Here is a 24,322-nt window from a genome sequence, read left to right as displayed (position 1 = left end):
CGGCCCGCCAGCCCCGGACGAGCAGGCCACCGCTGCAGCGCCCGTTCCCGGAGCCGCGAGCCCGGAGCCGGCCACCGGACACACTCTGCCGACGCCGTTCACCAGCCCGTTCGCCGACCTGCCGGCCCCGCCGCCGTCGGCCCCGACCGGCCCGGACGAGCGTCCGTCATTCATCGAATCGCTGCCCTGGAGCTCGCCCGCTCCGGCGGGGGCACCAGTTCCCGCGCCCTCCGCGATGGCCGGCGAGCCGCAGGACGCGGCGTCCGATCGGACGATCAGCCGTGACCAACTCCCGGACGCCGGCGTCCAGACCGTGGTCGCCGCCCGCTGTCCGAGCGGCCATCTCAGCCCGGCCTACGCCGGAACCTGCCGGATCTGCGGTCAGCCACTGCCGCAGCAGCAGCCGGTCGAGGTGCCGCGTCCGCCGCTGGGCGTGCTGCGGCTCTCCAACGGCGACACGGTGCTGCTCGACCGGGGCTGCATTCTCGGCCGCAACCCCCGGGTGCCGGTCGGCTACTCCGGCGAACAACCCAACCTGGTCAAACTGATCGACCCCGACAAGGACATCTCCGGCCAGCATCTGGAGGTCCGTCTCGAGTACTGGCATGTGGCGGTCAAGGACCTGGGCTCCACCAACGGTACCCAGGTGGTGCCGCCCGGCGAGCATCCGGTGACGCTGCGGCCCAACGATCCGGTGATGATCGAGCCCGGCACCAAAGTGATCCTGGCCGGTGTGTTCAGCTTCACCTTCGAGGTGACCGAAGGACCGTGAGTTGACCCGGTGACCGAACGACCCGCCCCCGTCATTCCCGGTCTGAGCTACGTCCGCAAACTCGGTGCGGGCGGTTACGCCGACGTCTACCTGTACGAGCAGGCGCTGCCCGCCCGGCGGGTGGCGGTCAAGGTGCTGCGCGATACCGACCTGGGACGCGGGGTGGCGCAGCGGTTCCGCAGCGAAGCCAACGCAATGGCGCAGCTGGAGCATCCGCACATCGTGCCGGTGTACGCCACCGGCAGCACCACCGACGGCCGTCCGTATCTGGTGATGATGTACTACCCGCGCGCCAGCCTGGCCGAGCGGGTCAGGGCCGAGCGACTCACCGTGCCCGAGGCGTTGCGGATCGGCGTTCAGCTGGCCAGCGCGGTGGAGACCGCGCACCGGGCCGGCCTGCTGCACCGCGACATCAAGCCGGCGAACGTGCTGACCAGCCAGTACGGCACCCCCGGGCTGACCGATTTCGGCATCGCCGCCGAGGTGAGCGAGGCCGAGGACGCCGACACCGGGGTGTCGGTGCCGTGGTCGCCACCCGAGGTGCTCTACGTCACGGCACCGGCCACCGCCCGCTCCGACGTCTATTCGCTGGCCGCCACGGTGTGGCATCTGCTGGTCGGCCGCTCGCCGTTCGAACAGCCCGGACGCGACAACTCCCACTACGCGCTGATGAAGCGGATCCGCGACCAGCCGGTGCCGGACACCGGACGTCCGGACGTCCCGGCCTCCCTGGAGCGACTGCTGAAGGCCGGCATGGCGAAGGATCCGGGTTTGCGGCCGGCCAGTGCGATGGACTTCGCCCGCTCACTGCAGGTGATCGAACAGGAGCTGCGGCTGCCGCGCACCGAGATCGTGGTCGCCGAGGAGGTGGCCGGGCCGTCCGCGCCGGACGCCGGCGACGACCAGACCCGGATGCAGGGTCCCCAGTTGCTGGCGGCACAAACACCCACCGGGCAGACACCGCCGACCGAGGATCTGCACACCCGGCGCCGGACGCCGCAGGTGCAGGGTGTGAACGGTCCCGAGGACGCCACCGTGCACCGTCCGGCCACCTCGCTGGAGCATGACCTGGCCGACGACGAGCAGCGAAGGCCGCCGCGGGTGCTGGTCTGGTCGGGCGGCCTGGTCGCGGTGGCACTGGTGGCTGCGGGCATCTGGGTGGCGACCGGTGGCGTCCGGCCCGAAGCGCGTCCGACGACCAGCCCGATCCATTCCGAACCGGTGCCCGACCCGGGGAGCGCAGAGCTGCCGCCCGGGAAACCGAAGATCGTCGGCGAACGCGCGGGCGCCGTCGTCACCTTCCGCTGGACCTACGCCAACCCGCTGCCCACCGACAGCTACTTCTACAAGCTCAGCGAGAACGGTCAACCTCGCCCGGTGGCCCAACCCTGGCTACGGTTACCTGATCAGCCCCGCGACAAGCAGGTTTGCCTGTGGGTCCGGGTGAAGCGGGCCAGCGGACACGATGCGTCCAGGACCTTCGAGAAGGGATGTGTGCGATGAGCACGATGACCGTGGACTTCCTCGGCGAGCTGTATCGGCGGGGACCGGGGGAATCGCTGACCGTCGGACGCGAAGCGGACGTCGTGGTCGACGACGAGAACCCGTTCCTGCACCGGGTGTTCCTGATGGTCGGTGAACGGCAGGGCCTGTGGTGGCTCGACAACGTCGGCTCGCAACTCACCGCGACGGTCTCCGACGGCAACGGCGGCCTGCAGGCGTGGCTGGCGCCCGGCGGCGCACTGCCGCTGGTCTTCGCCCACACCGTGGTCTGGTTCACCGCCGGCTCGACCACCTACGAGTTCGACATCTACCTCGACGATTCCAGCTACGAACCGGTCGAGGCCGTCCCGGCCTCCGACGGCACCGTGACGATCGGACGCGTCCAGCTCACCCCGGAACAGAAGCTGCTGATCGTGGCGCTGTGTGAGAACGTGCTGCGCCGCGGCGAGCGTGGTGCCGGGCACGTGCCGCAATCCGGCGCCGCCGCCCAGCGGCTCGGCTGGACGATCACCAAATTCAACCGCAAGCTCGACAACGTCTGCGAAAAGCTCTCCGACCTCGGCGTCCGGGGCCTGCGCGGTGGCGCTCGCAAGCTCGCGTCGTCCCGCAAGGCGCGGCTGGTCGAGTACGCCATGGCCGCCCGCATCGTCACCGTGGACGACCTCGAGCTACTGCCTTAGGCGACGGTCAGCCTGCGGCCTCCGTTGGTCGAGCTTGTCGAGACCCGGAACCTGCCGAGCCGACCGGGGTTTCGACGAGCTCAACCACCGGGGTGGGCGGCTCGGACGCCTGTGTACATTCACCGGGTATGACCACCCCTGCGCGACCCCAGGTGCGCGGCTTGGCCGGCCGGCAAGGCTTGTTCGTTACGCTCGGCCTACTGGCCGGGCTGTTCGGCACGGACTTCTGGCCGCTGCCCGGGCTGGTGCTCGGCGTCGGCGCGTTGGTGGTGGTGATCGCGTCCCTCGTTACCGAGAGAATGCCGCGGTGGCTGGGTTGGCTCGCCCAGGGTTTCGTGGCCGGCGTCGCGCTGTTCTTCCTGCTGGCCCTCTTCGCCACGATGAACCCGACGCCCAGAAGTGGCGCCGGCAGCGGCGGCCCCTGACCCGGTCAACTCCGCTCGGTGGCCGCCGACCTCCCTGAGGCTCGTGAACTGGCGACCGATTCACGCTCCGTCCGAGGCAGGTGAGGCGAGACGCCCGCCGAATCGGTCGCCAGTTGACGATGCCGTCCGCGTCGATCGGCAGCGCGGCGATCGCGGGTCCGCCCAAGCGCTGCCGTCGCGGGGCCGGTCTGAGGGTCTCGACAAGCTCGACCAACGAAACACCACCGTCATCCCGGCTGCCCTCGTCATCCCGGCGAACGCCGGGATCTGGGCGCGCTCAGGAATTGCTCGGAGGTCCCGGATCAAGTCCGGGATGACGAAGGATCAAGCCCGGGACGACGGGGTGTCATGTCGCTGGATCGCATGCGGGATGACGAGTGCCGGGGAGTGCTCCCCGCGGGCAGGATTCGGGCCTGGCACGACGGTCGTTTAGGCTCACCGGAAGGACATCCTGTCGCCGGGCACCCCAATGAACCCGGCCGAGCGGTGGAGGATTCGCCCAAATCATGCGTACCAGGTCGATCGTGCGAGTGCTGCCCGGCCTCGTCGCGACCCTGACCCTGGCGGTGATCGCCACCTTGGCTGTGGTGTCGGTCGGCTACCCGGTGAACAAACTCGACCTGCATGACTCGGGCATCTGGGTCACCAACGATGCCGAGCAGTCCTACGGCCGGATCAACAAATCCGCGGTCGGCCTGGACGCCTTCCTCGACCTGCCCGGCTCCGCGGGCACGCCTGAGTTGAACGTGTTGCAGGACGGCTCCGCCGTGGTCGAGTACGACGCCGCCGGCGGATCGCTCGTCCCGATCGACTCGTCCGCGGTGACCAACGCCACCGACCAGGTGATCAATCTGCGGCCGGGCAGCATCGTCGACATGCGTGGCGGCACCGTCGCCGCCGTCGATCCGGCCACCGGCAAGATCTGGGCCGGACGCTACGACCCGGCCGAGCGGGTCGCCGACCTCCGTGCCCTCGACCCCGCCCAGCCCGCCGTCGCCGAGATCGGCGAACCGCCCGCGGGCAGCACGGCGCAGACCGTCGCTCTCGCCGTCGGCACGGACGGCACCGTGCACGTCGCCGGGGTGAACGGCAACACCGTCACCATCGCCGTCCGTGACGGACGGCTGACCGAGCCGGTCACCGGCAAGCTGGCCACCGCCGTCCGTTCTGTGCAGCTCGCCGCGGTCGGCAGCCAAGCCGTCGTCTACGACGAGGTCCTGGGTCTGGTGATCCTGCCCGGCGGACGCACCAAGCAGGTCACCGCCGCGGTCGCCGGACGCCTCCAGCACAGCGGCCCGGACGCCCCCGGCGTCCTGCTTGCCCTGCCCGAGAGCCTGATCCGGATCGGTCTCACCGACGGGATCAGCGCCGAGGTGGCGCGGGGCATCGGCTCCACGCCGGCCGCCCCGGTCCGGCTGGCCGGCTGCGACTTCGGCGCCTGGGCCGGCACCCCGACCACCGTCGTGCGCGCCTGCGCCGAGGGAACCGCCGAGAACATGGCGGTCACCAGCCGCGCCCAGCCGCTGATCCGCCCGGTGTTCCGGGTCAACCGCAACAGCCTGGTGCTCAACGACGCCGCCGACGGCCGGGTGTTCGACCTCGATCAGCAGCTCCGGGTCGACAACTGGGACAAGATCAAGCCCAAGCCGAACCAGAACCCGAACGATCCGCAGAAGTCCGACAAACCCGCCTTGAAGGACGCCGAACCGCACGCCAACGACGACCGGTTCGGTGCCCGGGCGGGCCGCACCCAGATCGTCCACCCGCTCGACAACGACACCGACTCGATCAGCAGCATCCTGATGATCAGCGCTGTGCGCGGGGTGCCGGAGGGCTACCGCGTCGACATCACCCCCGACGGGCAGGCACTCAAGGTGACCACGCCCGCGCAGGCAAGGGACTTCTCCTTCCGTTACGTCGCCGGCAACGGCTACCACGAGGACGACGCCACCGTCACCGTCGACATCAAGCGCCCCGAGGACAACGACAAGCCCCACCTGCGCGACGGCGCCAGCAGCCCCGACTACAGCGTGCCGTCCTTCGGCACCCTGACGGTCGCGCCGCTGGGCGACTGGCGTGATCCGGAGAGCGACCCGGTGCTGCTGATGGACGCCACCGTCGACGGTGAGGCGGTGCCCACCACGCCCGACGGACGCCTCGAATACACCCCCGGCGGGGAGAGCTCCGACGTCCGGAAGAAGCTGACCTACCGGGTCGCCGACGTGCCGGGCAACGAGGTGAGCTCCGACCTGAACGTGACCGTGCTCGGCGAGAAGGCGCTGACCGGCGGCAAGCCGGTCGCCAACCCGGACAGCGTCCGCGGCCAGGTCGGGAAGCCGATCGTGATTCGCCCGCTGGCCAACGACCTGCCCGGCTCCGATCCGCGCACCCCGGACGCCCGGCTGGTGCTGGGCGGCGACATCGCCCCCAAGGCGAACCTGAAGGTGACCACCGATCAGCGCTCCGGGCTGGTCACTGTCGTCGCCAGCCGTCCCGGGCCGTACTTCCTCGACTATGTCGCCGCCTACGGCTCGGCGCGTGTCGACCGTAGCCAGATCCGCATCGACGTGGCCAAGGACGACGCCGGCTTCGTTCCGCAGACCATGCCGGACGCGGCCGCGATCCGGGGCACCAACCCGGTGCGGGTCGATGTGCTGGCCAATGACGCCGATCCGCGCGGCGGCATGCTGACCGTCCAGTCCGCCGAAACCGAGGCCGATGTGGACGTGGCGGTGATCGGTGGCCGCTGGCTGCTGCTCAGCCCGCGGTCCGACCGGATCAGCCCCAACCCGTTCACCGTGCACTACACGGTCAGCAACGGCTATCAGAACGCCAAGGGCGACGTCACCGTCGCGCAGTTGCGTGCGGTCGGCAGCGACATTCCGATCACCCGCAAGGACCGGGCCATCGTCCGCGACGGCGACACGGTGCTGATCAACGCCCTCGGTAACGACACCAGCCCGGCCGGTTCGCGGCTGTCGTTGGTGAGCAACTTGGACGGCACCGCCGTCGTTGGCCAGCTGCCGCTGTACGAGGCGGCCAGTACCGCCGAGGCGACGGACGCCGGGCAGGCCTGGGTGCATGCCGACCAGATCCGCTACGTGGCGCCGACCGGGCTGACCGAGACCCGCGAGATCACCATCGAGTACTACGCGCAGTCGCCGAGCGGGGAACGCACCCGCGGCGAGGTGAGCGTGACGGTCAAGCCGCAGCCGGAGACCGCCGACGACGACCATGCCCCGCGTCCCGGCGACATCGAGGCCCGGGCGGGCGCCGGTCAACGGATCAAGATCTCGCTGCCCACCTCGTCGCAGGACCCGGACGGCGATTCGGTGACCGTGGCCGGCATCGGGGCGTCGCCGAACCTGGGACGGGTGGTCGGCTTCAGCCCGACCTCGGTCACCTATGAGGCCTATCCGGACGCCGGCAACGTCGGCACCGACACCTTCTCGATGATGGTCACCGACCGGTACGGCAAGCAGGCGGCGGCGATCGTCCGGGTCGCGGTGACACCACCCGGCGCGCCGCAGCCGCCGATCGCCATCGAGGACAACGTGACCGCCGCGCCGGGGGCGTTGATCCGGGTGGACGCCCGGGCGAACGACCTGATGGCGCGGGCCGACAAGGTCGGCATCGCCCCGCTGAAGTCGCTGAACGACACCCTGCCGGCCGGGGTGGAGGTGAGCAAGGACGGCTTCATCACCGCTCAGGCGCCCGAGAACGGACAGCCGCTGCTGCTGCAGTACGCGCTGCGCGGCAACGGTGGCACCGGCCCGGCCGCCGGTATCACCATCACCCCGCGCGAGGGCTACGAGAACCCGCCGGTGATCTTCGACGAGGTGGCCGTGGTCGACGGCAAGGTCGCCAAGGCCGACGTGCTGCAGCGCGCCTGGGATCCGGACGGCCGCGACGAGCGGCTCACCGCGTCCGTGCTGCGCAGCGATCCGGCGATCACTGTCGTCGGCGGCGTGATCACCGTGCCGGTCACCGAGGCGCCCCAGGTCATTCCGTATCTGGTCACCGACGAGCGCGGTGCGCAGAGCGCGGCGCTGCTCTTCGTGCCGCCGAGCGGCGGGGGTGCACCGGTGGCCCGGCCCGACGCGCGCATCGACCTCGACCCGGACGGCAGCCAGACCATCCGGCTGGGCGATGTGGTGATGTCGCCGCGCAACCGGGACGTCCGGCTGACCACCACCGACACGCTGTCGGGTTCACCGGCCGAGAAGATCTCGATCGCCGCGGTCAACGACACCAGCTTCCGGGTGACGGCCGGCGACGGCTATGTCGGCCCGGGCGCGGTCACCCTGCAGGTGATGGACGGCGAGTCCGCCACCGATGAGGACGTACTCACCTCGTACGTGACGATTCCGGTGCAGGTCGGTCCGCCGACACCGGTGCTGCGCTGCCCGGACGCCCCGATCACCCTGCCCGCCGGCGGGCAGCCGCGCAGCCTCGACCTGGGCAGCCTGTGCAACGTCTGGACGCCCGACCCCGACGACCTGGCTGCACTGAGCTACACCGCCCGGTGGGTTTCCGAGGCACCCGCCGGTGTCGATCTCCAGGTCGGTCGCACCCTGGAACTCGGCGCGTCCGGCGCGTCGCGGCCCGGCACCACCGCCGAGCTCGAGATCGGTGTCGCCGACTCGCGGGCCCTCACCCAGCGGCTGACGGTGAAGATCAGCGAGGCGCCGCTGCCGACCATCCAGGGCCGCAGCTACGTCGACATCAAGCAGGGCACCCCGGTGCGGGTGCCGGTCGGCATCACTTCGGCGTTGTCCGACGCGGTGCCCGGCATCGTCAAGGTCACCCAGGTGAGCGGGCCGTCCACCCCGTTCACCGTCTCGGGAACCACCGTCACGTTCACCCCGCCCGGGGACGCGCACGGCCGGATCGAGTTCGACGTCACCGGCACCGACGTGGCCGACCACGGCCGCACCGACCGGCATGTGACGGCACGTTTCGCGCTGACCGTCTACGGGGTTCCCGGCAAGCCGGGCGCGCCGCGTCCGGGGCCCAAGGTGCAATCGAAGGCCGAAACCCTCAGCTGGACGGCACCGGCCGCCAACGGGTCGCCGATCACCGGCTACCGGGTGCGAGACAGCCGTGGCCGGACCACCCCCTGCCCGGCGACCTCGTGCCGGATCAGCGGGCTGACCAACGGCACCTGGTACACCTTCCAGGTGCAGGCGCTGAACAAGGCGGGTGCCGGCGAGTGGAGCGAGCCGAGCCGCCGGATCCGGCCCGACCAGCCGCCGCCCGCGCCGTCCGGGCTGCGGGTGTCGAACCCGCAGGACCACCAACTGACACTGAGCTGGAACCCGGTGAAGTTCGAGGGCACCGCGGTGAAGACCTTCCACATCCTGGTCGACGGCCGCAAGCTGAAGGCGCCCGGGTCGGCCACCTCGAAGGTGATCACCGGACTCGACAACAACACCATCTACTCGATCACCCTGGCCGCCGAGAACGAGCTGACGATCGGCCCGGGGGCCCGCATCCAGGGCCAGTCGGCGGGCCGTCCGCTGGGCCTGAAGGCGCCCACCTTCACCGCCGCCACCGCCACCGGTGCCGCGACGGCACTGCGGGTCGCCTGGAACCTGCCCGACAAGAACGGGCCGGCCGACCTGACCTTCTCGGTGGTCCGGGACGGCTCCAAGACCATCTGCTCCCGCACTGCGGGCACGACCTGCACCGACGACCGGGTGACCTACGACGGCGCCACCCACAGCTACGAGGTGACCGCCCGGAACGGTGCCGGCAAGACCTCCACCGCGCGCGCCTCCTGGCAGGCGGTGGGAACCCCGGAACGGCCCGGTGCGCCGCGGGTGAGCGCCACCGGCAGCGACCGGACGATCCGGGTGCAGGGCACCGCGCCGGATTCGCGCGGCCGGTCCTCCACGGTGCGGATCATGGCCAACGGCTCAGTGGTGGACAGCTTCTCGGCCTCCGCCCGGGGGCAGGCTTTCGACCGGACCGTGCGGGTCGGCGCGGACGGCGTCGCCTACAACTTCACCCTGCAGGTCTGCAACGAGGAACGCTGCGGACCGGCCTCGGGCGGTGCCTCGGCGACCGCCTACGGCCCGATCCAGGGCTTCTCGCTGAGCCGGGGCGCGGCCAGCGGCACCAGCGTCAGCTTCACCGTGAACGTGAACCCGAACGGACGCGCGCTGCGGGTCAGCGTGGACGGCTCGAACCTGGCCAGCACCGACGCCCGCGACGGCACCTGGAGCCGCGCGGTGACCCGTGATCTGGGCGGCTACAGCCGCAGCCACACCTTCACCGTGGTGGTCAGTGACGGCTCGCGCAGCCAGACCCGGACGATCGCCCTCACCTCGGCCGACCCGCCCAAGCCGACGGTGACGCTGATCTGGGGCGGCTACACCACCGATTTCCCGGCCGACTGCGACTTCAGCAACCACTGCCGCTACGTCGGGGCCCGGATCTCGAACGCGCAGGGCACCCTGCAATGCCGCGTCCGGGACAGCTACGGCACCAGATTCCGGACGAACTGGTCGCAGGGCAACGGCGAACGGATCACCCAGGCCTACTGGGGTATCCATCCCGACAGCGCCTGGGTCGAGGTCGACTGCGGCGAGGCGTCCGGGCGTTGGTACGGCAGCAGACCGGCATGACGAGCCGATCGTCGTTGGTCGAGCTTGTCGAGACCGGCCTGGAGCGAGAGCGGCACAGTTCGGACGACGCGAATATGAGCAGGAAACGACGCAACAGGAGAGCACGATGAGCATCACCGATGACCAGGCGACCTGGTTCGAGCAGACGTTCGAGCAGCTGGTGGCCAACGTCGAGCTGGCGATCCGCGGCAAGAGCGAGATCATCCGGATCGCGCTGACCTGCCTGCTCAGCGAGGGCCATCTGCTGCTCGAGGACAATCCGGGCACGGGCAAGACGCAGCTGGCCAAGGCGATCGCGAACACCGTGCAGGGCAGCCACAGCCGGATCCAGTTCACCCCTGACCTGCTGCCCTCCGACGTGATCGGCGTCACCGTCTACGACCAGCACAAGCAGACCTTCGAGTTCCACAAGGGCCCGATCTTCGCCACCGTGGTGCTGGCCGACGAGATCAACCGGGCCTCACCGAAGACCCAGTCGGCGCTGCTGGAGGTGATGGAGGAGTCCAACGTCACCGTCGACGGCGTCCGGCACACCGTGGGGCGCCCGTTCATGGTGATCGCCACCCAGAACCCGATCGAGCAGGCCGGCACCTACCGGCTGCCGGAAGCCCAGCTGGACCGGTTCCTGATGAAGAGCTCGATCGGCTACCCCGACCACGACGTCGCCGTCGAACTGATGGCGCAGGCCGCCAACCGGGACCGCTCCGCGCAGGTCAACCCGGTGATCGCCGCCCACGCCGTCGCGCAGATGTCGAACTTCGCCAACGAGGTGCATGTCGAGCCGGCGATCCTGGCCTACATCAGCCAGTTGGCGCAGGAGTCGCGCCAGCATGCCCGGGTCAAGCTGGGGCTGTCGATGCGCGGCTGCCTGGCGTATGTGCGGGCCGCCAAGACCTGGGCCATCGCCAAGGGCCGCGCCTTCGTGATCCCGGACGACATCAAGGACCTGGCGGTGCCGGTGATGAGCCACCGGCTGATCCTGAACGCCGAAGCCCAGTTCTCCGGGGTGACCGCCGAGCAGGTGATCGACGACCTGCTGGCCGCCGTCGCCGCCCCGGCCGATCGGCGCAACTGATTCCAGATGTCCGACCAGACCCGCGTCCGTCCGCCGACTCCGACCCCCACCGGGTCGGAGGATCGGTCGCGCGGTCGTCGGTCCCGTTGGCCCCGTTGGTCGAGCTTGTCGAGACCCACCCAGGACGAGCTTGGTTTCGACAAGCTCAACCAGCGGGCTCGTTGGTCGAGCTTGTCTAGACCCTTCCAGCGACTCTGGACCGCGTCCGAGCCCTACCGGAGCGCCGTCCGGCCGTTCCTGGACGCCATCGGCCAGGTCCTGGCCGCGGTCACCGGATTCGGCTGGGCGGTGCTGGCACTGGCCGGCGCGTCCTGGCTCTTGGCGGTGTTGTTCGGCTGGGGTGAGTTCGCGCTGCTGGCCGCAGTGCTGCTGATCGGCTTCCTGATCGCCTGTGGCTTCACCCTCGGACGGCTCAACCTGGCGGTGAAGCTGGAGGCGGACCCGCTGCGGGTGACCGTGGGGGAGTCCTCCGCGGCCCGGGTGAGCGTCACCAACCTGGCCCGGACGCCGGTGCTGCCGATCCGCCTGGAGTTGCCGGTCGGCCAGGCGCTGGGCCGGTTCACCCTGCCCGCGCTGGGTGCCGGTGCCGTCCATGACGAGGTGGTGATCGTGCCCACCCAGCAACGCGGTGTGATCGAACTGGGTCCGGTGGTCACCCAGCGCGGCGACCCGTTCGGCCTGGTGCGGCGCGAGATCACCTGGACCGAGCGGCTGGAACTGTTCGTGCATCCGCGGCGGGTGCCGCTGGAACCGCTGGGTTCGGGACTGCTGCGCGACCTCGAGGGCCACACCACCAACGACACCTCGATGAGTGACCTGGCCTTCCACACGCTGCGCGAATACGCCCCCGGCGACGACCGCCGCTACATCCATTGGCGTTCCTCGGCGAAGCTCAGCGGCGCCACCGGCACCGGCGCGTTCCTGGTCAAGCAGTTCCTGGACACCCGGCGCTCCCATGTCGCGGTCGTGGTGGACGCCGACCCTGCCGGCTACGCCGACGACGCCGAGTTCGAGCTGGCCATCTCGGTGGCCGCCTCGGTCGCCGTCCGGGCGCTCACCGACGAGATGGACCTGACCATCGTGGTCGGCGAGCACGCCGCCGCCAAGCCGCATCCGGCGCTCGCCCTGGACACCTTCTCGCGCGCCGAGAACGGTCCGTGGCCGCTGGCGCCGTCGGTCGGCCGACTCGCCCACCTGGCCCCGGACGCCAGCGTCGCCATCCTGATCTCCGGCTCGCAGGCGGGCTTCGGCTCGTTCGCCCGGGCCCGCGCCCACCTGGCGCCCGAGGTGCACACCTTCGCGATCACCGCCGAGCGGGGTGGGGCGATGGCGTTGCGCCAGGCGTCCGGGATGACCGTGCTGAGCATCGGCCGGCTCGAGGACCTGCCGCGGGTGCTGCTGGGGGTGAGCGTGCAGTGAGGGTCATCCACGCGCAGGCTCAGCCCGGCACCACCGGGCACACCCTCACCGCCCGGCTGAAGCTGCTGCGTCCGACCAGCCCCGACCTGGTGGACGCCGGCTTCCTGGTCGCGGCCTGCCTCCTGGCGTTGGCCGGTTTCGTCACCGGCTTCGACAACCTCCGCTTCCTGGCGGTCGCCGTGGTCGGTGTGCTGCTGGGGGTGCTCGCCGCCCATGTCGCGAACGTGTTCCGCTGGTCGTGGTCGGCCGCGGTGCTGATCGCCGGGGTCTTCTACTTCCTGCTCGGGCCGGCACTGACCGTGCCCCGGCTCGCGGTCGGCGGCGTGCTGCCGACGCCGGACGCGGTCGGTGCGCTGGGTGCCTCGCTGGTCACCGGCTGGATGGAGTTCCTGACCACGCTCGCGCCCGTCGACGGCAACGGCGAACTGCTGGCCCTGCCGTGGGTGCTGGCATTGCTGGCCGGCAGCATCGGGCACTGCGTCGGCCGGCGCGCCCGCTCGGCGTGGCTGCCGCTGACCGTGCCGCTGGTGCTGCTCTGCCTGGTGATCGCGCTGGGCACTCTGGACGCCCCGCTGCTGCGGCTGCAGGGCCTCGGGTTCGCCGTCCTCTCCCTGGGCTGGCTGGCGGTGCGGTTTCCGCGGACCAGGCGGGTGCTGCGCTCGGGGCGTCCGGGACGGCTGCAGCTCGGCCTGGGTGCGGCGATGCTGGTCGCCGCGTTGCTCGGCGGGTCGGCGCTGGCGCCGGTGCTGCCCGGGGTGGCCGACGAACGTCATGTGCTGCGCGCCGAACTCGAACCGCCGGTCGACGTCCGGCAGTATCCGACGCCGCTGGTCGGTTTCCGCACCTTCTCGGGACAGGACCTGCAGCTCTATTGGGACACCCCGCTGCTGCAGGTGGACGGCGCCGCGCCCGGTGCGCAGCTGCGGATCGCGGTGCTCGACCGCTGGTCCGGTGCGAGCTGGAGCGGGCTGGGTGACGGCGTCGCCGACGGCAGCGGCTTCCAACGGCTCGGCGCACGTGTGCCGGACCCGCCTCGCGACCGGGTGACCCAGACCATGGTGCGGGTGCTGCCGGGCTACGCCGACAACCCGTCGCTCAACCCGTGGCTGCCCTCGCTGGGCAGGGTCTCCGCCATCGCCTTCGACGGCCCGGGGGCACAGGACCACCGCGACAACTACCGGTTCAACCTGACCACCGACCAGGGCTTCGTGCCCGACCGGTTGCGGGCCGACGACCTGGTGGTGGTCGACTCCGCGCCATTGCCCGGTTTCGACGCGATGACCGGCGACCCGGCGCCCGGCGACGGCGTCCGGCAGGACGACGCGACAACGGCTTTCCTGGCCGGCACCACCCAGCGGCTCGCCGCCGGCGACGCCGAGCAATGGACGCAGTTGGCCGACGTGGCGAAGGCGCTGCGCACCGACGGCGCGTGGAGCGACGGCACTCGGGCCGGTGAGGAGCAGTACCTGCCCGGGCACGGCCAGTACCGGCTGAACAGCTTCGTCACCGGGCAGCAGTTCGTCGGCAGCGATGAGCAGTACGCGGCCACCTTCGCCCTGATGGCGAGCCGGCTCGGCTACCCGGCGCGGGTGGTGTTCGGTGCCGAGGTGCCCGAGGGCGGCGAGGTGCGTGGCAAGGACATTCGGGCCTGGGTGGAGCTTTCGGTCGCCGGCCACGGCTGGGTGAGCGTGCCCACCTCGGTGTTCACTCCCGATCGCAGCAAGAAGCCGGAGAAGAACCAGCGGCAGAACAACGACCAGGAGTCGATCCGCAACGTGCCGCCGCCCAACCCGGTGCCGCCGCCGGGCAGCTACGACGAGATGACCGACACCGATCCGGCCTCTGCTCGGGCCGAACTTCCGGCGTCCGAGCAGTTCTGGCGGGCGTTCTGGGCCGTCCTTCGCGTGGCGGGCCCGCCGCTCGGGGTGCTGGCGCTGATCGTCGGCATCATCCTCGGCTTGAAGGCGCTGCGCAGCCGCGGTCGCCGGACCCGCGGACAGCCGTCCACCCGGATCGCCGGCGGCTGGGACGAGGTGCTGGACGCCGCCCGCGACGCCGGCCGTCCGGTGCCGGTGGGAAGTACCCGGCTGGAGGCGGGCGAACTGCTCGGCCGCGACGACGTCCGCGACCTGGGCCGGGCTGCGGACGCGGCCGTGTTCGGGGCCGGTGAGATCAGCTCCGCCACGGTGGCGCAGTATTGGCAGGGTGTGGCTGAGGCCCGGCGGGCCATCGTGAAGGACCTGCCCTGGTGGCGGCGTCCGCTGGCCCGGTTGAACCTGGCATCGTTGGTGACGCATGGCCGATTGGCGAGGTGGGGAACGGGCCGGCTCAAGGGGAGGAGTTCGTGATGGCGCTGCCGATCTGTCCTGCCTGCGGCTTGCGGCAGACCCTGCGTGCCCCGCGTTGCGCCCGTTGCGGCGCCCCGCTGGACGGCTCCCCGGTGATCCCGCCGGGTGGCCCGGCGCCGAGTGAGCCGAGTTCGGACGGCAGGCCCAGGGATGCGGGCTCGGCGTCCGACGCGCCCACGACGGAGTTCACGGCCGCCGGCCAGCCGACCGCCGAGTTCCCGGCCACCGGGGACGCCGACGATCTCACCCTGCTGCGTGGCCAGCCGGGATCCTGGGATCCGGTCCCCGGCCCGACCCCGGCGTCCGCCTCACCCTGGGGCCCGGGGACAGCCGCCAAACAGGGCCAGCACCGCGGCTTCTGGCACCGGTTCAAGCGGAAGTAGAGCTCAGCGGTTCTTCCGTCACCCGGGAGGTTCTTCCGTCATCCCGGCGAACGCCGGGATCTCCACGGGTTGCCGCTGTACGACGGACCGTCGGTCGAGCGTCGAGACCCCTCAGAAGGATCTCGACAAGCTCGATCACCGGTCGGGAGGGATCTCGAAAGCTCGATCAGCGGTGGGCAGAGCAGGCTCGATCAGCGGAGGCTCAGCCAGCAACCGGTGCTTCGACGGGCGCCGGAGACGAGAGCCCTTCGCGCTTACGGATCCAGGCGATCACCCGGTAGGTGACGGGCAGGAAGATCACCTCGACGAGCACCTTGTAGACGAAGCCGACCAGGGTGTAGTTGGCCAATGTCGGCCAGTCCAGGCTGCCGCCGCCGAGGAACGCGCCCAGCGGACCGAATGCGATCAGGCAGAAGACCAGGGTGTCGGCGAACTCACCGACCACCGTCGAACCGACCAGCCGCACCCATAGGCGGCCGGGCCCGAACCACTCCCGGATCTTCACCAGCACCACGGCGTTCAGGAACTGTCCGGCGAGATAGCCGGCCAGGCTGGCCAGCACGATCCGGGGCACGAAGCCGAGCACCGCGTTCCAGGCGTCGTTGTTGGGCCAGTCCGAGGCGGGCGGTGCGGCGGCGACCACCGCGAACGTCAGCGACATCAAGGCGGCCATCACGAAGCCGGTCCAAATCGCCCGGCGCGCCTTGGCCAGCCCGTACACCTCGGCGAGCACGTCACCCAGCACGTAGGTGAGCGGGAACAGGAAGGCGCCGCCGTCGGTGATGATCGGCAGCACCGGGAAGCCGCCGACCTCGACCGATGGGCCGAACTCGATCAGTTTGGTGGCTGACACGTTGGAGATCAGCAGCAGTGCGCAGAACGCGGCCAGGACCAGGTCATAGGTCGGGCGCGGAGTCGGGTGCGGCGCGGTCACGGGCAGGAAGCCTACAGCGGGCGACGGACACGAATCCGCACGGGTTGCCCGTCGTCCTCGCCCGGCGTGAGCAGAGGTGGCAGGCTAGTCCCATGACCGACTTCGACCCGACGATGCCCGACGAGTCCGAGCAGCTCGACCAGTTGCAGGCCGATGATTCGCTGATCGACCGCGGCGTCGCGGACGTGCTCGACGAGGGTTACGTCGCGCCCGAGAAGTGGTCGCCGGCGCAGGGTTATGGCAATACCCGGGCCGAGATGCGGCATGGCGAGACCCTCGACCAGCGGATCACCCAGGAGGAGCCCGACTTCGCTGCGCAGGACGGCACCTGGAAGGACGACCCGGACGAGCGGCGGGAGGTCGGCAAGCGACGTGCCGGACGGCTGGTCGATGCCGACGGCGGTGCGGGGGAGACCGACGAAGAGCCGGAGAGCATCGGGCATGACGTGGGTTTCGCGGGCGGCGCGGCCAGTGCCGAGGAGGCCGCGATGCACATCATCGACGACTACGAGGACGATGACGACGACTGAGCTGTATCCGGCTGTCGAGCCCTACCTGAGCGGACGCCTCGAGGTCGGTGACGGAAACAGCCTGTACTGGGAGGAATCCGGCAACCCCGACGGCAAGCCGGTGGTGTTCGTGCACGGCGGTCCCGGTGGCGGGTGTGGTCCGCTGCACCGACGGTTCTTCGACCCGGCCCGCTACCGGGTCGTGCTCTACGACCAGCGCGGTTGTGGCCGCAGCACCCCGCATGCCAGCGCACCGGACGTCGACCTGTCCAGCAACACCACCTGGCATCTGGTGGACGATCTGGAGCGGCTGCGGCTGGATCGTGGGATCGAGCGCTGGCAGGTGTTCGGCGGATCGTGGGGCAGCGCGCTGGCGCTCGCCTACGCCCAGGCTCACCCGAGTGTCGTCACCGAACTGGTGCTGCGCGGCATCTTCACGCTGCGCCCTGGCGAGTTGGACTGGTACTACAACGGCGGTGCCGCGAACCTGGCGCCGCAGTGGTGGGAACGATTCGAGGCGCCGCTGATCAGGGCCTTCGGTGCTTTGCCGGCCGGCTTCGACCGGATTGCCGGCTACCACGAGCTGCTGTTCGACGCCGACCCGGCGGTGCATCGTCCGGCCGGGGTGGCCTGGACGACGTGGGAGGCGGCGACGTCCACCCTGGAGTTCTCCCAGGCGCTGGTCGACGACTTCTCCGACCCCGATTTCGCGCTCGCCTTCGCCCGGATCGAGAACCACTACTTCGTCAACGCCGGCTGGTTCGACGAGGGTCAGCTGATCGCCGGTGTGGACGCCATCCGGTCGATTCCGGCGGTGATCGTGCAGGGCCGCTACGACCTGCCCTGCCCGGCAGTGACCGCCTGGGATCTGCATCGCGCCTGGCCGGAGGCCGATTTCCGGCTCGTCCAGGCCGGTCACGCCGCCACCGAGCCCGCCATCGCCGCGGAGTTGGTCGCCGCGACCGATACCTTCGCCCGACGGAGCTGAGCAGGGATACCTTTCGCCCCGAATCCTCCCTCGGGGTGTAGTGACCTTCGTGGCGCTGACTAGCCTCGACAGCACCCGATCGAAGGAGATTCCGATGACCAACGATCCCCATAACGGCGGCGACATCTCGTCCGGCTTCGGCGACTCAACGGTGACCGGCCCGGTCTCCGATGAGAAGGCCGAGCAGATGAAGCAGCGCGAGGCCGAGAAGGACTCGTCCAACTCCGACGACACTCAGGACTCGCCGCCCAACGAGTAGTCCGCACCCTCTGGTGACCGTAAGAACCGTCCCCATGGTCACCGGGGACGGTTCCTTTGGTCACTGGGGACGGTTCTCTTGGTCACCGACAACCTCGATAGCCTTCCTCGGTGACCCGCACCTCCGACACCGAGATCCGGACGCCCACCGCCGAGTTGCGCCGTGCGCGGTTGGCGGTGTCGGTGCTGTTCGTGCTGGCCGGCGCGGTGATGGGCGGCTGGGCGGGCCGCATCCCGTCGGTTCGTGACCAGTTGGGCGTCTCGAACGGCGAATGGGGTCTGATCGTTCTGGCCGCGCCGATCGGCGTGTTGGCGTCGCTGCTCGTGCTGTCCCGCGTGATCGACCGGACGGGGGCGCGGACGCCGTCCGTCGCGGGCGCGGTCGGCATGCTGGTGCTGGTGCCGATCGCGGCGCTGGCCACCGAGCCCTGGCTCCTGATCGTCTGCCTGCTGGTGCTCGGCCTGGCGCAGGGACTGCTGTTCGGTCCGATGAACGCGCTGGCCGTCGAGGTGGAGCGTGGCTACAGCCGCAGCATCATTTCGTCCTTCCACTTCTGGTACAGCGGCGGCCAGTTCCTGGGTGGCCTGCTCGGCGTGGCGGCCGGAATGCTGCAGTTCTCCGCGGCACTGCAGTTGGCGGCGTCCGGCCTGCTGCTCGCGGCGCTGTTCCTGGTCACCCTGCGCTTCCTCCCCGACACCCACCGCACGGGCCCTGACGCCGCCGTGTTGCCTGATGCGCCGGAGGCGGCCCCGGCGCGATCCGGCGTCCGGAGCTGGACGCCGCAGTTGTTGCTGCTCGCCGCGATCGCCCTGCTGACCTCCGTCAACGAGGGTGGTGCCGTGCAGTGGAGCGCGTTGTACAGCGTGGAACTCGGCGGCGGCGTCGCGGTCGGGTCACTGACCCTGGTCTGCTACTCGCTGGCCATCGCGGCGGCCCGTCTGGTCGGTGACCGGGTGGTCGAGGCGATCGGACGCCGCCGCTTCCTGCAGCTGTCGGCTGCGATCTCGGTGCTCGGATTGGGCATCGGCCTGCTCACCGGCACGGTCGCCGGTGCCCTGATCGGCTTCGCCTGCCTCGGCGTCGGGAGCGGCTGCATCGTGCCCACCGCAATGACCCTGGCCGGCAACCAACCCGGGGTGCCCTCGGCCACCGCGGTGGCGTTGATCAGCATCGGGCAGTGGCCGGCGTTCCTGCTCGGCCCGCCGATCATCGGCGGACTGGCCGAGTTGTTCGGGCTCCGCGCGGCGCTGGCGGTGGTCGTGCTGAGCGCCGCGGCGATCATCGCCCTAGCCAGTTTCGTCCGGGAACGGACTGTCGCGCTAGCCGGGTGACCCCACCCGAGACGGACGCCGCCGAGCCGCTGTCGAGACTCCGATGGCGCCGGCAAGGGGTTTCGACAAGCTCAACGATGTGGGGACGGTTCTTCTTCGTTCGAAATCCGCACGTAGCGGGGACGGTTCTTCAGGGCATCTCGACGATGCGGTCCGCCCGCGCGCGGGCGGCTGCCACCCGCAGGGCATTAGCCTCGTCCACGGTGTGCACCCACTGCTCGGCGTGTTCGGGAGTGTCGCCGTGACCGAGTCGGCGGTGCACCAGGCGGCGGCGCCGCTCGACGTCGTCCACCTGCAGGTACCAGACCTCGTCGAGTTCGGGCCGGACGGCGTCCCAGCCGTGCTCGTCGAACAGCAGATAGTTGCCCTCAGTCACCACCAGCGGGATGTTCGGCTCGATCAGGACGGTGCTGCCGATCGACTCCTCCAGGTCACGGTCGAAGCGCGGCGCGTACAGCGGTTGCTGCTGTTCCCGCAGCCGGCGCAGCAGGGTGACGTAGCCGTCCACGTCGAAGGTGTCCGGGGCGCCCTTGCGGTCACGACGTCCGAGCCGGATCAACTCGGCGTTCGCCAGGTGGAAGCCGTCCATCCCGGCGACGACCATCCGGTCGCCGACCCGCTCGGCCAGCACCGCCGACAGGGTCGACTTGCCCGCCCCGGGCGGCCCGACCAGCCCCAGCAGTCGGCGCTCGCCCGATGCGGCAAGCGCGGACGCCCGGTCGACGGCGTCGGCGAGGGTCAGGGACGGCGGGGTGCTCGGCATGGGGACAAGCATGGCCCACGCAGCGAGGTTCCGCGCTCGCGGGTCGCGCTTGTCGAGACCCTGCCGGCTATGGACAAGCTCGTTCAATGACGGCCGCGGACAAGCACACTTCAGTGCGGCGAGGCGTGTCACAGCGGCGGGCTAGGATTCTTCCGTCCGATTCGAGGAGGAAGATGCGAAACGCCGACAGTGAACCGTCCGAGCCCACCGGGGTGCGCCGGATCACCGTTCCGCCGTCGGTCGACATGGTGAATGTGCTGGGCCCGCGCGACGAGTTCCTGGACATCCTCGAGCGCGAGCTTTCGGCGGACGTCCATGTGCGCGGCAACGAGGTCACCTTCACCGGTGACCCGGGCGACGTCATCGTGGCTTCCGAGGTGCTCACCGAGCTGGTCACCATCGTCCGCACCGGCCAGGGCCTCACCGCGGACGCCGTCGAGCGGGTGGTCGGAATGACCGCCCAGCAAGCGGAGACGCTGCGCCCGGCCGAGGTGCTGACCCAGAACATCCTGTCCACCCGAGGCCGAACGATCCGGCCCAAGACGCTGAACCAGAAGCGCTACGTGGACGCCATCGACGCCCACACGGTGGTGTTCGGCATCGGCCCGGCCGGCACCGGCAAGACCTATCTGGCGATGGCTAAGGCGGTCCAGGCGCTGCAGGCCAAGGAGGTCAACCGGATCATCCTGACCCGGCCGGCGATCGAGGCCGGCGAGCGGCTCGGCTTCCTGCCCGGCACGCTGACCGACAAGATCGACCCCTACCTGCGGCCGCTCTACGACGCCCTGCACGACATGGTCGACCCCGAGTCGGTGCCGAGGCTGCTGACCGCCGGCACCATCGAGGTCGCGCCGCTGGCATACATGCGGGGCCGCGCACAGCCGGTTGACACACCGGTACTGACGCCGGAGGGTTTCCGGCCGATCGGCGATCTCCGCGTGGGTGATCTCGTGGTCGGCTCCGACGGCTGTCCGACCCCTGTTCTTGGCGTGTATCCGCAGGGTCTGAAGGACGTCTACCGAGTTTCGACGCAAGATGGGGCGTCGACGCTGGCCTGCGGCGAGCATCTGTGGCAGGTGTCGACCCGGTCGGATGTCCGGCGCCGCACGGGCGGGCGGGTCCTGACCACCAGCGAGATGATTGGCAATCTTCGCGCCGCCCACGCTCACCGATACGAGCTTCCCGTGGTCGCGCCGGTCCAGTTGCCGCCACGGGAAGTGCCGCTCGACCCGTACGCGCTTGGCCTCTTGCTCGGCGACGGCTGCATCACCACCGCAACGACTCCGACTTTCACGACAATGGACTCGGAACTGGCCGAGGCTCTGGATGCAGCCATTCCCGAGATCACTCTTTTGCGGAAGGGCACGAGTGGCGACTACGTGCTGAGGCGCACGAACGCCACGCGCGGGGGATTGCTCATCGCGAACCCGGTGACCATGATCCTTCGTGAGCTGGGGCTGGCAGGAACCCGGTCATCGACGAAGTTTGTTCCTGAGCTCTACCTGCACAACGCGCTGGACGTCCGTCTCGCCGTGTTGCAAGGTCTGCTCGATACCGACGGCGGCCCGGTGGTCCAGGCGAATCGGACGTGTCGAGTGCAGTACACGACCTGCTCGGCCCAACTACGCGACGACGTCGTCTATCTTGTCCGCTCACTGGGAGGCGTCGCCTACGCGCGAACTAGGCAGGCGGAGGGGCGTGCACCGGGCTTCGCCAATGGGCGTCCTGTTCCGTACCGGCATGACGCCTACGTCATCGACATTCGACTGCCGGACAGCATCGTCCCGTTCAGGTTGCGCCGTAAGGCAGCACGCTATGAGCTCACTGGTGGCGGTCGCCCGATGCGGTTCATCCACTCGATCGAGCCGGCTGGGCAGGCCGTGTGTGTCTGCATCGCGGTGGCTGCAGCAGACTCGCTCTATGTGACCGAGAATTTCCTCGTCACCCACAACACCCTTAACGACGCGTTCATCATTCTCGACGAGGCGCAGAACACCTCGATGGAGCAGATGAAGATGTTCCTCACCCGGCTCGGTTTCGGGTCGAAGGTCGTGGTCACCGGCGACGTCACCCAGGTCGACCTGCCCACCGGCACCCGGTCGGGCCTGCGGATGGTGCAGGGCATCCTGGACGGCGTCGACGACATCGCCTTCTGCCAGCTGACCAACCACGATGTGGTGCGGCACAAGCTGGTCGGCCGCATCGTCGCCGCCTACGACCGTTTCGAGTCCACTCAGCATCCGTCCGCCGAGCGCAGGGAGCGCCGATGACCGTCGAGATCAACAACGAGTCCGGCGTCGAGGTCGACGAGCAGAGGCTGGTGGCGCTGGCCATCTTCGCCTTGGACAGCCTGCGCATCCATCCGCAGACCGAGCTGTCCATCCTGCTGGTCGACACCGACACGATGGCCGCCTACCACGAGAAGTACATGGACGAACCGGGCCCGACCGACGTGCTGAGCTTCCCGATGGACGAACTCCGCCCGCCCAAGGACGGCGAGGAGTCACCGCTGGGCATGCTCGGCGACATCGTGCTGTGCCCGGAGGTGACCGCCGCGCAGGCATCCGATTCGAACCGGACGCCGGAGCAGGAGGCCGACTACCTGCTGATCCACGGACTGCTGCACCTGCTCGGCTACGACCACGCCGAGCCCGAGGAGAAGAAGGTGATGTTCGGCCTCAACGACCGGATCATCGCCGCCTGGACGGCCAAACGCGGCTGACCGACGCCCGGCCGACGGAGGAGCGCGGCCCATCGTCATCCCGGCGAAGGCGGGGATCTCCAAGCACTGCTGGCTCATCCCGGACGTCCTCGCATCAGCCGGCTCAAGCGGAGGCAATCGCTACTGTGAGGGCATGCCGCCGGCCGTCGACGCGTCGGCCGTGCCGTTCGTCTTCGGCGCGGCCCAGGCGTCCGCGCTGCCCGGACCGGTGCTGGTCGCCGTGCTCACCGAACTGGGTGCGACCGTTCCGGCGGCCAAGGGACTGCTGAACCGGCTGGTTCGCTGGGGACAGCTGGAGCTCGAACGCCGGGGCCGGGTCGGGGTGTACCGGCTGTCGGGACAGATGGCGTCCGGCTACCGCGAGGTGGTGGGCGGAGGCAGCACACCTGGCTGGGACGGCCGGTTCCACCTGCTCATCTACACCATCAGCGAGCAACGCCGCCGCAGCCGTGACGCTTTGCGCACAGCTGCCGCAGCCCACGGCTACCGCAGTCTGCGGCCGGGAGTTTTGGCCGCCCCACGCGACAGCTCGTCGGCATTCCTACCCGAGCTCAGTGTTCCCGGCCTGGTCACCGGCTGGTTGGAGGTCGATCCGGACGGCGCGCGCGCCATGGTCGGGCGGGCCTGGGAGGTCGAGCGGCTGCGGGCCGACCGTACCGCCATGGCGTCCGAGCTGGAGCGGTGCGCCGCCGGTCCGCTGCCCACCGACGGACGAGCCGCCCTCGTCCTGGAATACGAGTGGCTCGCCCCCGCGTACGTCTTGCTGCTCGCCGACCTGGGCCTCCCGCGAGAGCTGTTGGCCGACGACGTCGGCGCCGGTGCACTCAGCCGTGCGATCGGTTCGGTCGGCGCCCGGCTCGGCCCCCCGGCCGTCCGCTGGATCGCCGAACTCGCCGAGCAACTGGGATACGCCGACCTGGTCGAACCCGCCAGTCGCTGACCCCGGTACGGAGGGACGGTTCTTTTCGTTCCGCTGTTGGTATGGAGGGACGGTTCTTTTCGTTCCGCTGTTGGTATGGAGGGACGGTTCTTTTCGTTCCGCTGTTGGTTCGGAGGGACGGTTCTTTTCGTTCCGCTGTTGGTATGGAGGGACGGTTCCTTTCGTTCCACTGGCGGCGCGGACGAGCCGTCCCTCGGTCTGTTGGTGGTACGAAAGGAACCGTCCCGGCGTACCGCTGGTGGTACGAAAAGAACCGTCCCTTCGTACCGGGAGCCAGGTGGGGGAGGGGGTCAGCCGATCGAGATGCCGGCCATGAGGACCGTCAGGTTCAGCACCTCGAGCAGCACGAAGATGATGATCGCGAGGACGGGGACGGACGGCAGCCGCAGCGGGCGATGCTCCAGGCCGGTGGTCCGTCGGAAGAAGATGAAACCCATCGGGGCGGAGCCTGTCAAGTTTTTTGTGTAAGGGAGCGGCGCTCGGTTTCTATAGGTAGGGCTGGATTCGGTCGGGGTAGGCGAGCGCGAGTTGCGCGAGTGCTTGCTTCCAGTTCGTGGTGATCTGGCCCTCGACGAGGCGCCCTTCGGCGTTGCGCTTCGCGTCGCGGGGCCGGCCGCGCTCCTTGAGCCGGTCGCGGGCGCG

At 70.0% G+C, this 24,322-nt stretch carries 18 protein-coding genes and 4 pseudogenes; 18 read left to right on the top strand and 4 right to left on the bottom strand.

The features are described 5' to 3' along the window. From QM624_RS09630 to QM624_RS09590, 9 genes are all read left to right on the top strand, one after another. The coding region (locus QM624_RS09630) for an FHA domain-containing protein (RefSeq protein ID WP_415091196.1) at positions 1 to 772 on the top strand (772 nt) is incomplete at its 5' end. 9 nt (positions 773 to 781) lie between these two features. After that, complete coding sequence (locus QM624_RS09625) at positions 782 to 2,275, top strand: serine/threonine-protein kinase (protein ID WP_415091194.1); 1,494 nt, start codon at positions 782 to 784, stop codon at positions 2,273 to 2,275. Continuing rightward, positions 2,272 to 2,955: a hypothetical protein gene (locus tag QM624_RS09620; RefSeq protein WP_298134633.1), complete on the top strand. Its 684-nt coding sequence runs from the start codon at positions 2,272 to 2,274 to the stop codon at positions 2,953 to 2,955. The genes QM624_RS09625 and QM624_RS09620 overlap by 4 nt, the downstream gene beginning before the upstream one ends. 128 nt (positions 2,956 to 3,083) lie before the next feature. After that, the gene (locus QM624_RS09615) at positions 3,084 to 3,380 is read left to right on the top strand and encodes a hypothetical protein (protein WP_415091192.1); all 297 of its coding nucleotides are present in this window, start codon (positions 3,084 to 3,086) and stop codon (positions 3,378 to 3,380) included. Between the two features lie 506 nt (positions 3,381 to 3,886). Then, the gene (locus QM624_RS09610) at positions 3,887 to 10,009 is read left to right on the top strand and encodes an Ig-like domain-containing protein (protein ID WP_415091190.1); all 6,123 of its coding nucleotides are present in this window, start codon (positions 3,887 to 3,889) and stop codon (positions 10,007 to 10,009) included. 106 nt (positions 10,010 to 10,115) lie between these two features. Beyond that, entirely contained in the window at positions 10,116 to 11,084 is a 969-nt protein-coding gene (locus QM624_RS09605; protein WP_415091188.1) for an AAA family ATPase, read from the top strand. Between the two features lie 105 nt (positions 11,085 to 11,189). After that, on the top strand, positions 11,190 to 12,503 hold the full coding sequence (locus QM624_RS09600) for a DUF58 domain-containing protein (RefSeq protein WP_415091186.1): 1,314 nt from the start codon (positions 11,190 to 11,192) through the stop codon (positions 12,501 to 12,503). After that, on the top strand, positions 12,500 to 14,851 hold the full coding sequence (locus tag QM624_RS09595; RefSeq protein ID WP_415091184.1) for a transglutaminase domain-containing protein: 2,352 nt from the start codon (positions 12,500 to 12,502) through the stop codon (positions 14,849 to 14,851). Before QM624_RS09600 ends, QM624_RS09595 begins: the two co-directional genes overlap by 4 nt. Beyond that, positions 14,851 to 15,234: a hypothetical protein gene (locus QM624_RS09590; RefSeq protein ID WP_415091182.1), complete on the top strand. Its 384-nt coding sequence runs from the start codon at positions 14,851 to 14,853 to the stop codon at positions 15,232 to 15,234. The genes QM624_RS09595 and QM624_RS09590 overlap by 1 nt, the downstream gene beginning before the upstream one ends. Positions 15,235 to 15,436: 202 nt before the next feature. Here the strand turns inward: QM624_RS09590 and QM624_RS09585 are convergent, their stop codons facing one another. After that, positions 15,437 to 16,168 (bottom strand): queuosine precursor transporter, encoded by a 732-nt coding sequence (locus QM624_RS09585; protein WP_415091180.1) that lies wholly within the window; start codon positions 16,166 to 16,168, stop codon positions 15,437 to 15,439. A gap of 92 nt (positions 16,169 to 16,260) precedes the next feature. Here QM624_RS09585 and QM624_RS09580 point away from each other — a divergent pair, with 92 nt between their 5' ends. From QM624_RS09580 to QM624_RS09565, 4 genes are all read left to right on the top strand, one after another. Then, positions 16,261 to 16,698: a DUF5709 domain-containing protein gene (locus tag QM624_RS09580; RefSeq protein WP_415091178.1), complete on the top strand. Its 438-nt coding sequence runs from the start codon at positions 16,261 to 16,263 to the stop codon at positions 16,696 to 16,698. Next, complete coding sequence (gene pip / locus QM624_RS09575; RefSeq protein WP_415091176.1) at positions 16,685 to 17,665, top strand: prolyl aminopeptidase; 981 nt, start codon at positions 16,685 to 16,687, stop codon at positions 17,663 to 17,665. The genes QM624_RS09580 and pip overlap by 14 nt, the downstream gene beginning before the upstream one ends. 94 nt (positions 17,666 to 17,759) lie before the next feature. Next, a complete protein-coding gene (locus QM624_RS09570) occupies positions 17,760 to 17,924 on the top strand; it encodes a hypothetical protein (RefSeq protein WP_415091174.1) in 165 nt (54 codons plus the stop codon). A 110-nt stretch (positions 17,925 to 18,034) separates the two neighbouring features. Next, complete coding sequence (locus QM624_RS09565) at positions 18,035 to 19,255, top strand: MFS transporter (RefSeq protein WP_415091172.1); 1,221 nt, start codon at positions 18,035 to 18,037, stop codon at positions 19,253 to 19,255. Between the two features lie 130 nt (positions 19,256 to 19,385). Here the strand turns inward: QM624_RS09565 and QM624_RS09560 are convergent, their stop codons facing one another. Continuing rightward, complete coding sequence (locus tag QM624_RS09560; RefSeq protein WP_415091170.1) at positions 19,386 to 20,018, bottom strand: nucleoside/nucleotide kinase family protein; 633 nt, start codon at positions 20,016 to 20,018, stop codon at positions 19,386 to 19,388. 173 nt (positions 20,019 to 20,191) lie between these two features. Here QM624_RS09560 and QM624_RS09555 point away from each other — a divergent pair. The 5 genes and pseudogenes from QM624_RS09555 to QM624_RS09535 all read left to right on the top strand — a co-directional run. Then, a pseudogene (locus tag QM624_RS09555) lies at positions 20,192 to 20,893 on the top strand (PhoH family protein); the annotation flags it as partial. Next, positions 20,882 to 21,697: pseudogene (locus QM624_RS09550) on the top strand (LAGLIDADG family homing endonuclease); the annotation flags it as partial. The pseudogenes QM624_RS09555 and QM624_RS09550, both read left to right, overlap by 12 nt. Positions 21,698 to 21,970: 273 nt before the next feature. Continuing rightward, a pseudogene (locus tag QM624_RS09545) lies at positions 21,971 to 22,288 on the top strand (PhoH family protein); the annotation flags it as partial. Then, complete coding sequence (gene ybeY, locus QM624_RS09540; RefSeq protein ID WP_298130818.1) at positions 22,285 to 22,740, top strand: rRNA maturation RNase YbeY; 456 nt, start codon at positions 22,285 to 22,287, stop codon at positions 22,738 to 22,740. The pseudogene QM624_RS09545 and the gene ybeY, both read left to right, overlap by 4 nt. A gap of 133 nt (positions 22,741 to 22,873) precedes the next feature. Next, a complete protein-coding gene (locus QM624_RS09535; RefSeq protein ID WP_415091167.1) occupies positions 22,874 to 23,680 on the top strand; it encodes a hypothetical protein in 807 nt (268 codons plus the stop codon). Positions 23,681 to 23,970: 290 nt separating this feature from the next. Here QM624_RS09535 and QM624_RS09530 read toward each other — a convergent pair whose 3' ends face one another. Both QM624_RS09530 and QM624_RS09525 read right to left on the bottom strand, forming a co-directional pair. Beyond that, the gene (locus QM624_RS09530; RefSeq protein WP_415091165.1) at positions 23,971 to 24,135 is read right to left on the bottom strand and encodes a hypothetical protein; all 165 of its coding nucleotides are present in this window, start codon (positions 24,133 to 24,135) and stop codon (positions 23,971 to 23,973) included. Between the two features lie 31 nt (positions 24,136 to 24,166). Continuing rightward, a pseudogene (locus QM624_RS09525) lies at positions 24,167 to 24,322 on the bottom strand (IS256 family transposase); the annotation flags it as partial.

It is taken from the genome of Micropruina sp. (genome assembly GCF_047606365.1).
Taxonomy (GTDB): Bacteria; Actinomycetota; Actinomycetes; order Propionibacteriales; family Propionibacteriaceae; genus Micropruina.
The sequence above is the reverse complement of the archived record's forward strand: the minus strand, read 5'-3'. Positions and strand labels throughout refer to the sequence as shown.